Below are 886 nucleotides of genomic sequence, written 5' to 3' on the forward strand. Positions count from 1 at the left end.
ATCAACAGGCGGTCACGGTTGTCTTCGGTCAATTCGACATCCATAGGCGCGCGGCACAAAAATGCATAATCGCGCAAAATGCGTTGGCAGAAACCGTGAATGGTATAAATCGCGGCGTTGTCGAATTGTCCGATGGCGGCTTTGAGGCGGACAATCAGCCGCCCCCGACTTTCTTGAGCCAATGCCTGTTTGAGCAAACCGGTTAGAAACACATCGCCCGGATGATTGTCTCGGCAATATGCTGCGAGGTCGTCTGAAAGATTGTCCGTATCCTCCACACTTTCTAAGGCTTGCAACACTTCGTCCAAACGCGCGCGCAAACGGGTTTTTAATTCCGCCGTCGCCGCTTTGGTAAAAGTAACGGTCAAAATGCTTTCGACAGGCATCTGCTCAAGCACGACCAAGCGCGTGAACAAAGCCGCAATGCCGTAGGTTTTGCCCGTACCGGCAGAAGCTTCAATCAGATCGGTACCTGCTATGGGGATGTTTAGGGGATCGAAGGCTGGAATGGAGGCGTTGGCGGGCATGCTAAAAGGAGGGAAGTACCGACAGAGGGCGTAATCATAGCAGAGGTCGTCTGAGAACGGTGGGGAGCTTGGGTATGAAAAAAAGCTTTAGCTTGGTTGTATGGAAGGTTTGAGATTTTCGGTTGTGTTTCGTTAGAGTTAATCGAAGATATCAACCGTAGAAATGGGGTGCGGAAAACAATAAAAACGGCAGCTTTTTGGGCTGCCGTTTTCTTTTGTGCGATTAAGCTTGATCTTCAGGTTTATCAGATGACTCTTGGGTTTTATCAGATGGCGCTTGAGCGGTTTCTGATGACTCTTGAGCTTTATCCGATGACTCTTGAGCGGTTTCTGTGGAAGCAGGTTCATGTTGATTGATT

1 protein-coding gene is annotated in these 886 nt (G+C 49.3%); it reads right to left on the reverse strand.

From position 1 onward, the window contains the following. The coding region (locus ACTHUR_RS12650; protein WP_440398835.1) for a UvrD-helicase domain-containing protein at positions 1-527 on the reverse strand (527 nt) is incomplete at its 3' end. Between the last annotated feature and the right edge of the window lie 359 nt (positions 528-886).

Source organism: Neisseria sp. P0021.S007 (assembly GCF_051956855.1).